At 61.1% G+C, this 7,862-nt stretch carries 11 protein-coding genes; all 11 read right to left on the bottom strand.

Annotated elements, in window-relative coordinates:
• Positions 1–325 precede the first annotated feature (325 nt).
• Complete coding sequence (locus tag I8J29_RS30490; RefSeq protein WP_420831174.1) at positions 326–1,444, bottom strand: PAS domain-containing sensor histidine kinase; 1,119 nt, start codon at positions 1,442–1,444, stop codon at positions 326–328.
• Entirely contained in the window at positions 1,437–2,090 is a 654-nt protein-coding gene (locus I8J29_RS30485; RefSeq protein WP_240546598.1) for a response regulator, read from the bottom strand. The genes I8J29_RS30490 and I8J29_RS30485 overlap by 8 nt, the downstream gene beginning before the upstream one ends.
• Before the next feature lie 35 nt (positions 2,091–2,125).
• Positions 2,126–2,461, bottom strand: coding sequence for a hypothetical protein (locus I8J29_RS30480; RefSeq protein ID WP_208851060.1), 336 nt, complete (start codon positions 2,459–2,461; stop codon positions 2,126–2,128).
• A gap of 206 nt (positions 2,462–2,667) precedes the next feature.
• Positions 2,668–3,384, bottom strand: coding sequence for a Crp/Fnr family transcriptional regulator (locus I8J29_RS30475; protein WP_240546597.1), 717 nt, complete (start codon positions 3,382–3,384; stop codon positions 2,668–2,670).
• A 254-nt stretch (positions 3,385–3,638) separates the two neighbouring features.
• The gene (locus I8J29_RS30470) at positions 3,639–3,791 is read right to left on the bottom strand and encodes a hypothetical protein (RefSeq protein WP_208851059.1); all 153 of its coding nucleotides are present in this window, start codon (positions 3,789–3,791) and stop codon (positions 3,639–3,641) included.
• 69 nt (positions 3,792–3,860) lie between these two features.
• Entirely contained in the window at positions 3,861–4,091 is a 231-nt protein-coding gene (locus I8J29_RS30465) for a hypothetical protein (protein WP_208851058.1), read from the bottom strand.
• Between the two features lie 59 nt (positions 4,092–4,150).
• Positions 4,151–4,582, bottom strand: a complete 432-nt coding sequence (locus tag I8J29_RS30460) for a universal stress protein (protein WP_208851057.1) — start codon at positions 4,580–4,582, stop codon at positions 4,151–4,153.
• Between the two features lie 31 nt (positions 4,583–4,613).
• Positions 4,614–5,159, bottom strand: a complete 546-nt coding sequence (locus I8J29_RS30455) for a TQO small subunit DoxD (protein WP_208851056.1) — start codon at positions 5,157–5,159, stop codon at positions 4,614–4,616.
• A 130-nt stretch (positions 5,160–5,289) separates the two neighbouring features.
• Entirely contained in the window at positions 5,290–5,592 is a 303-nt protein-coding gene (locus I8J29_RS30450) for a hypothetical protein (RefSeq protein ID WP_208851055.1), read from the bottom strand.
• 447 nt (positions 5,593–6,039) lie between these two features.
• Positions 6,040–6,939 carry a metal ABC transporter permease gene (locus tag I8J29_RS30445; protein WP_208851054.1) on the bottom strand — a complete coding sequence of 300 codons (900 nt, stop codon included), beginning with the start codon at positions 6,937–6,939 and terminating at the stop codon, positions 6,040–6,042.
• Positions 6,936–7,811 (bottom strand): metal ABC transporter permease, encoded by an 876-nt coding sequence (locus tag I8J29_RS30440; RefSeq protein ID WP_208851062.1) that lies wholly within the window; start codon positions 7,809–7,811, stop codon positions 6,936–6,938. Before I8J29_RS30440 ends, I8J29_RS30445 begins: the two co-directional genes overlap by 4 nt.
• Between the last annotated feature and the right edge of the window lie 51 nt (positions 7,812–7,862).

The raw sequence follows: 7,862 nt of genomic DNA, 5'->3' as shown, positions 1-7,862 counted from the left end.
GTTTGCGTGTACAACCGGAGGTTGGACATGCAGCATTCCGCAGAAAGGATGGCTTGTTAGCTCATCGCTGACTTACTCGTTAAAACCTTTTGACAGGTCGCTCATTGTTCAGTTTTCAAGGAACAAAGTCGTTACATTCATCGTCCGGCTCATGACCGGAATTAGAATATATCATATCTCGAAACCGTTTGGCAAGCCTTAATTTCGGGCTTGTTTCGTTTTCGATCACCGTGCCGTTTCTCGTTCGTCCCGGCCGGAATTAGAATATACCATACTGTCGAACCATGTTGCAAGTTGTAAAATTTTACAGGGCAAATGACAAGATCTACCCCTGTGCCCACGGTACGACGAGCGTGACCACCGTTCCCCGGTTCGGCGCCGTATCCACGCGCAGCGTCCCTCCGACGGTTCTGGCCCGTTCGGCCATGCTGAACCTGCCGACGCCTTTGACGCTGGCGGTCGGATCGTAGCCGATCCCCCGATCCGCGATGCGCGCCACGATCTCCGTCCCGTTCGCGATCAAGGACACCTCGGCCTCCGCCGCGTCGGCGTATTTGGCGCTGTTGGTCAACGCCTCTTGAATAACGCGATAAATCACGGTTTCCGTCTGGATGCCGAGCCGTCGGTTCAAATTGCAGTCGAACGCCACTTGAATGCCGTAGTGAGCGGTAAAGTGGTCGATATACGTCCGAATGGCAGGCACGATGCCTAAATCGTCGAGCACGGACGGACGCAGCTCCCAGGCCAAGCCCCGTACCTCTTCGATGATGCCCGCCACCTGGCCGCGAATGAACCGAAGTTCGTCCGTCTCCCGCCCCGGCGCCGACATGACGCGGTCCAACTGAATGAGCAGCGAAAACAAGCTTTGGCCGATACCGTCGTGGAGTTCGCGGGAAAATTTCCGCCGTTCGTCCTCTTGAATCGTCATCATCATGGACAGCGTCTCCTGCAGTTCTTCCTCGACCCGCTTCAGCCGGGTCACCTCGTTGCGGATGGCCAAGTATTGGTAGGGCATGCCGTCATCGCCGAGAAACGGCACGATCGTCGTATTCACCCAATACTCGCTTCCGTCCTTGGCGCGGTTCTTGATCTCGCCCGCCCAGACCCGGCCCGACGCGATCGTCTTCCACAGTTGGGCCATGAACGCCTTGCCGTGATAACCGGAATTGATGATGCGATGATCTTGCCCCAGAAGCTCCTCGCGTTCGTACTTGGAAATTTCGCAGAATTTATCGTTTACGTACTGAATCTTTCCTCTGGCGTCGGTCATGGCGACGATCGACGATTCATCCAGCGCGAACTTCACGTCCGCGAGCTGCTTCAACGACTGCTTCACGTCGTCGCGAAACCGTTCGTCGCCGATCCGCGCGTCCAATTGCTTCATCAGATGGCCGACATGCTCGGCGATCAGGCTCGTTCCCGGAGGATGCGGCTCGTTATTCAAATTGCAGCAGCCCCTTCTTCGCCGCGTATTTGATCAGCTCCGGACGGGATTTGAGCCCGAGCTTATCCATGACGTTGCTCTTGTGGGTCTCGACGGTCTTGACGCTGATGACCAGCCGCTCGGCGATTTCTTTGTTGGCGTACCCTTTGGCCGTCAGGGCAAGCACTTCCTTCTCCCGCTCCGACAGCGTCCCGAACACATCCGCGCTTTCGCCGCGCTTCATCCGTTCCGCGTATTCGTGCATGAGCCGTTTCGTTGCCGTCGGATACAGGTAGGCGTCCCCCTTCGCGACCGTGCGGATGGCGGCGAGCAGTTCCTCCTGCGGAGCGCTCTTCAGCACGTAACCGGCCGCGCCCGCATGGATCGCCCGGAACAAATACTCGTCGTCGTCATGCATCGTGAGGATCAAAATCGCCGCTTCCGGCCATGCGCGCTTCAGCTCCGCCGCCGCCGTAAGGCCGTCCTTGCCGTGCGGCATGCTGAGATCCATGAGCACGACGCCCGGCCGGTGCTCGAGGGCGGACTTGATGCCCTCGTCACCGTCGGCTGCCTCCGCGACGACCTCGATGTCTCCCTTGCTGCTCAGCAGCATCCGCAAGCCGGAACGAACCATGGCGTGATCGTCCACGATGACGATCGTGATCATCGGCCTAACCCCCGCTTCTGGTGAATTCCCTTTCATCATAACGCGCCGTCGCCGACCATTTCAATAAAACGGGGAATCAGCGGCGCGATCCACTCCGCGTCCGCTTCAGCGTAGGGAAGGCCGTGCCGCCTGCCGAAAAGCATAACGCCCGCCGGAGCGCAGCTTCCGTCGAATACCGGGAAGGCGATGCCGGAGAGCAGCCTCTCCGCCAGCATGACCGGACACGCGGCCAGCCATTCGGCGTTGTCGGCCGCGTTCGCCCGGCAAACCGCGCCGTGCCGCAGCGCCATGCCGCCGAGGCCGATTCCGGGCATGAGCCGCATCAGCTCGAGCCGGCTCCCCCTGCCGCCGGCGATAAGCGCCCATTTCATGCCGCGACGGCCCTCCTCCGGCAGTGCCAAGGCGGCAAAGTCGCTCCCGCTTCGGAAGCAAAGCCAGGCGAGTTCCCGCGTAACGCGCGCATCCGTCGTCGAAAGCTTCAATATGCCGCCTCCTCCCTTGTATAAATGGATGACCGGTGCCTTCCATCGGCCGAAAGATGCTCCTTGCTCCTGCCGCCCAAAGCTTACGTGGACGATTACATGCGGCATACCGCTTTCGGGCAATTCTCGCAGTGGCAGACGGCCCGCAAGTAGGCTACATCCTTAATGATAATGCAGCCCTCCTGGGTATCGATGGCGCCCGCTTTCTTCAGGTCGCCGAGCATCCGGTTCACGCTTTCGCGCGTCGCCCCGATCATATCCGCCATTGCGGCATGGCTGAGCTTGACGTCGAGGAACAACCCGCCCTTCTTGTCTACCCCGCAGGTATTGCCGAGCCGAATCAGCAAGGAGCAAAGCGCGCCGGATTTCCCGAACATGATCAAATCGCGAAGCTTCGTCTGCGTGAGACGCTGCATCAAGCCCATCCAGCGCACGAGCTCGATCGCCAGGTCGCCGTGCAGCCGCAGCCTCGCTTCGAGCTCCGCGCGCCGGATGACGCCGACCTTCGCGTCCTCGACGGCTTCCGCGGCGAAGGCGTGAACCGAATCCGGGAACGGATCCAGCTGGCCGAGCAAATCGCCTTCCCGATGCAAATAAAGCGTCAGCGTCCGGCCGCTGTCGGACGACTTGACGGTTCGGATTTTCCCCCGCATGACGTAAAACAGTTCTTCCGTCCTGTCGCCTTCCCGAAATAAACTGCCGCCTTTCCCGACATGCCTGACCTGCATCGCGCCCGCAAGAAGCGCCAAGCTTCCCTCCGACAACGCCGGAATCGCGTTCTCCCCGTATCCTGCCGCAGTCCCCGTCTCCATGATCCATTCCCCTTCCGATCGGCTGTTAGGTCTATCATAACCTGCCGCTCTGAAAGGTCACCATCGGGGGATGCCCCGATCTTTCGCGCGTCGAGTCCCTTACGAATGCAGGGAAAACTTCGGTAACGACCCTAGGTTCGAGATCCAGGGCGAGGGAGGCAATCAACGGAATTCCGGCGAATCAGCGGAGACGCTCATCGCGCGCGATCCGGTTCCGTTCCGGCGCGCGGCACGTCAGACGTCGCGCCCCATTACTATCCGTGACCGCCGACATCCGCGGAATCGCCGTCCTCCCGTTCCCGGGCCTGTTCCTTCGCATCGACTTTGCAGTCCTCGCAGATCCAGCTCGTTCCGGTTTCTCCGCTGCCGCCCGGATTCGTTTTGCTGCATTCCTTGCACGTAATCACGCCGCTTCGCCTCCTTCCGACGCTTCTGCCCCGAAACGCGCTTCACTCTTCCGTTCGACGCCCCCGAGCCTAAGAAAACAAATAATCCATATCCGTCAAAATAGCGTCGATCGGCGGAAAAAGCAGCGCCTTCAAAATGTAGCAGCCTTGCGTCAGCTGAACCGCCGCGGACTTAAGCGTCCCCTCCGGCTTGCCGCCTCGTTCAACGGACAGCCGAAGCATGGGATCGAGCAAGTCTCCGCTTTGCTCCATGAACGCGGTCACAATCGCCGCCGTCCCGTATTTCCGGTCGTGCTTCACCTCCGTCGCTGCCTGCCGGCCGATCGGCGTCCCGATCGGCCGGTTCTTCCTGTCCTTCGTTATTTGACGATCAGTACGGGCACGGAGGTGTGGCAAACGACATGATGACTGACGCTGCCGAACATCATTTCCCGGATCTTGCCGAGTCCCCGGCTCCCCATGACGATCAGATCGACGCGATACTCGCGGGCGTACGCCGCGATCTCATGCGCCGGATCCCCGTGCAGCACGACGGCTTCCCCGAACGCAAGCGCGCCTGCCGCCTCGTTCATGCGGCGTTCGATCGCCGCGTTCCGTTCCTCCAGCCACTTGAAGTAGGCGTCCGGCGGCGCAACCGCCACGCCTCCGACCTGACGCGGCGCGGCCGAGACCGCGTGCACGACGCTCAGCTTCGTTCCCGCTCCTTCCCCGATCAGGCCGATCGCCTGCCGCAGCGCGCGTTCCGCCGGTTCGGATCCGTCGTACGCGGCCAGAATATGCCGATACAGCATGGTTATCCCTCCTTGCGAATGAGGCGCCGCCTCAGTGAGGCAGCACGTGTCCGTTGACGCCGTTTTTCTCCCCGCGATGTTTCAGCCGTCTTGCTGTCCGCCAGCCTTTGCCGATCAGCGGCAGCAGATAACGGTCAAGGCCGAACCGTCCGGCGTTCGTCCCCGCCGTGAACACGACGAACCCCAGCAGCAGCATCCACGGATTCGTGCTTACCGTGCCGGCGAAGAGGAACATGAAGTTCAGCATCAGGCCGAAGAACGCGGCCGTCAGCGTGAGTCCCCCCAGCATGAGCCCGATCCCGATCAGCGTCTCCCCGAGCGGAATCAGGACGTTAATGAGCTTCACGTTCGGCAGAGCGACATGCGCGATGAAATCGGTATACGTCGGATAAACGGCCGCGTTCGTCGCGTGATCGGCGACCGGGTTCTCGGCCGCGCCTTTCAAGAAACCCGCCGCGTCGAAGCCGCCCGTCAGTTTATGCCAGCCGGCGTCGAGCCACTGCCACCCGACATAGAGCCGGACCAGCGTCGCCAATGCCGCCGCCCACACGTTGTTCTTCCACCATTTCATGACCATGACCGGTCATCTCCCTTCGGTGCTCCGGTTAATCGGAACACCTTTAGTATGCTTGAATTCGCGTACCGCCGATGTGAGTTATCTCACAGTTTGGAGCCTATTTTCGCTTGCTCGTTCGTTCGCCGCCCCGCTAGGCGTACCACGACTCCGGATCCGCGGCCAACCGCTCGGCGGACGGCGCGAACAGCCGGCGCTCCTTCTCCAGGCATTCGCCCGCCAGGAGCAGCCCTTGCCGCAGCGACCCGGCCATCGTCCGCGCGCATCGTGCCGAAACGGGGACCCGAGCGGCATCGACCTGACGAAGGAATGCGAGCACATGCGCCTTGGCCGCCAGATACAGCTCGTTCAACACCAAGGATGCGAAATGAACGGACGGCGCCGTTTCTTCCGGCCCCACGTATGCCTCGAGCTCCGGTACGATTCGGATCTCCAAGCCGATATGCGTCTCCGCCAGCTGTAAAAAAACCCGCGGCCTGCCGCTGCAGCTCCCGCAGCCGTCCGCATTCGTCCTCCCGGCCCCCGTCCACGAAATCTCGAGATAGCCGCATCAATTCGCTCCGCCTCGCGGCCAGCTCCCGGGAGCCGCACTCCCAATCGTCAAATGCTTGAGGCATTTCCTCCGCCTTCCCCATCGAAAGCATGCGTCCCGTCTGTACGACATCGGTATCCATCATCGTTGTTTCGCTCCTCTCCGGATTTCACGCCTTCATTCTAGCTAAGCTTCGCGCGGCCGTATGTGAAATAAATCACATAAAATAAAAAAAGCCGGCTTCCGAGGGTCGGGCATCTCCCGTGCCGCGAATCCGACATGCATGCAAGAAGACACGTCCCCGGTCCGGGACATGTCTTCTTCTTGAAGTTTGCGGCCGCGCAGCCCTCGTTATGCGGCTTTATCGTCGACCGCCTGCTCTTGAAGCAGGCGCGTTTGTTTCCATTTGCGAAGCAGCACGCCATGAGACGGCGAGAACAGCAAGGCGGTCAAAAAGAAGAACCCGGCGACGCTGATCATGCTTCCCGCGATCGAGGCGTCCAAGAACCGCGCGACGTAATAGCCGATGGCGGAGCTGGAGCAGCCGATCGCGACGCTGTAGACGATCATGCGGCTTAAGCGCTCCGTCAGCAGATAGGCCGTGGCCGGCGGAACAACGAGCATGCCGACGACCAGGATCGCCCCGACGCTTTCGAAGGAAGCCACTGTGCTGACGGACACGAGCCCCATCAGCAAATAATGGAACAACGCGACCGGAATGCCGACAGCCGCGGCCATGGCAGGATCGAACGAGCATAGTTTGAACTGCTTGTAGAAGACCGTCACCGTGCCAAGGCAGAGCAGCAAGGCCGCTCCCACGCCCCATACCGCCTTCGGCCCGATGTCGACGCCCGCGAGTTGAAGCGTATTCCACGGGACATAGGCGATCTCCCCGTAGAGCACGCAGTCGAGATCGAGATCGATATGCCGCGTGTACATGCTGACCAGCACGACGCCGACGGCAAACAAGGCGGTAAAGACGACGCCGATCGACGCGTCCGATTGAACGCCGCTTTGATGGAACAACTGAATCAGAAAAACGGTCGCGAGCCCGATCACCGCCGCGCCGAGCAGCATGAACAACGAATCCCTCGAACCGCTAATCAGAAAGGCGATGACGATGCCCGGCAGCACGGAATGGCTGATCGCGTCACCGACCATCGCCATTTTCCGAAGAACCAGAAAACAGCCCACGATGCCGCATGCGCTTGCGACGAGCGCGCCCGTCAAGATGATCCAAAAGGTGCTCACAGGGATTCCTCCCTCCTTTCCAGCTGCGGGAGGGCTTGCTCCCGCCTGACTTTGCCGCGCAGCGCGGCCTGCCGCAGCCGTTTCGCCAGCACGCCACGGCGAGGAGCGGCAACGACCGAGACGATGAAGAGGACCGTGGCGGCCAGGACGGTCAGCGGGCCCGTCGGCAGATTATTGCCGCTCGCGCTGGCGAACGTCCCGACCATCCCGCTGAGCGCACCGAACGCGCCGGCCAGGACGACCATCACGCCCAGCTTCTCCGTCCAATAGCGGGCGGACACGGCCGGCGTGATCAAGAGAGCGGCCATGAGCACGACGCCGACGGCTTGAATCCCAACGACGACGGCCACGACGATCAGAAACATGATGAGCTGATCCATGAACGCCACGGGGTAGCCGAGGCCGCGGGCGAAGCCGACGTCGAAGCTGAGCAGCTTGAATTCTTTGAACAGCAAGGCGCATATCCCGACCAACACGACGGAGATTATCGCCATGATGACCACATCGGCATGAACCATGGACGCCGCTTGCCCGAACAGGAACTTATCCAGGCCGCTCTGGTTTCCGTTGCCGCTGTGCTGAATCCGGGTAAGCAGCACGATGCCGAAGCCGAAGAACACCGTGAGCACGATTGCCAGCGCCGCATCCTGCTTAATGCGGGTAGCGCGGGTAATGTAGCCAATGCCGAAGGTGGCGATGATGCCCGCGGCCGCCGCCCCGATCAGAAACAGCACGATCGATTTCGACCCGCTCAGCATGAAGGCAATGCAGATGCCGGGAAGCGCCGCGTGCGCCAGGGCGTCGCCCATGAGCGCTTGCTTGCGCAGGTAAGCGAAGCTTCCGATCACTCCGCTGCTCAAGCCGAGCAGCATGGATCCGAACAATATCCACTGCGCGTTCGGGTCCGAAAGCAGGTCCAGCCA

Source organism: Paenibacillus artemisiicola (assembly GCF_017652985.1).
GTDB lineage: Bacteria > Bacillota > Bacilli > Paenibacillales > Paenibacillaceae > Paenibacillus_Z > Paenibacillus_Z artemisiicola.
The sequence above is the reverse complement of the archived record's forward strand: the minus strand, read 5'-3'. Positions and strand labels throughout refer to the sequence as shown.

Excerpts from the sequence above, each read along its gene's own strand:
- I8J29_RS30455 (WP_208851056.1), bottom strand. The coding sequence starts at position 5,159 with ATGGTCATGAAATGGTGGAAGAACAACGTGTGGGCGGCGGCATTGGCG.
- I8J29_RS30460 (WP_208851057.1), bottom strand. The coding sequence starts at position 4,582 with ATGCTGTATCGGCATATTCTGGCCGCGTACGACGGATCCGAACCGGCG.
- I8J29_RS30440 (WP_208851062.1), bottom strand. The coding sequence starts at position 7,811 with ATGCTGCTCGGCTTGAGCAGCGGAGTGATCGGAAGCTTCGCTTACCTG.
- I8J29_RS30485 (WP_240546598.1), bottom strand. The coding sequence starts at position 2,090 with ATGATCACGATCGTCATCGTGGACGATCACGCCATGGTTCGTTCCGGC.
- I8J29_RS30480 (WP_208851060.1), bottom strand. The coding sequence starts at position 2,461 with ATGAAATGGGCGCTTATCGCCGGCGGCAGGGGGAGCCGGCTCGAGCTG.
- I8J29_RS30475 (WP_240546597.1), bottom strand. The coding sequence starts at position 3,384 with ATGGAGACGGGGACTGCGGCAGGATACGGGGAGAACGCGATTCCGGCG.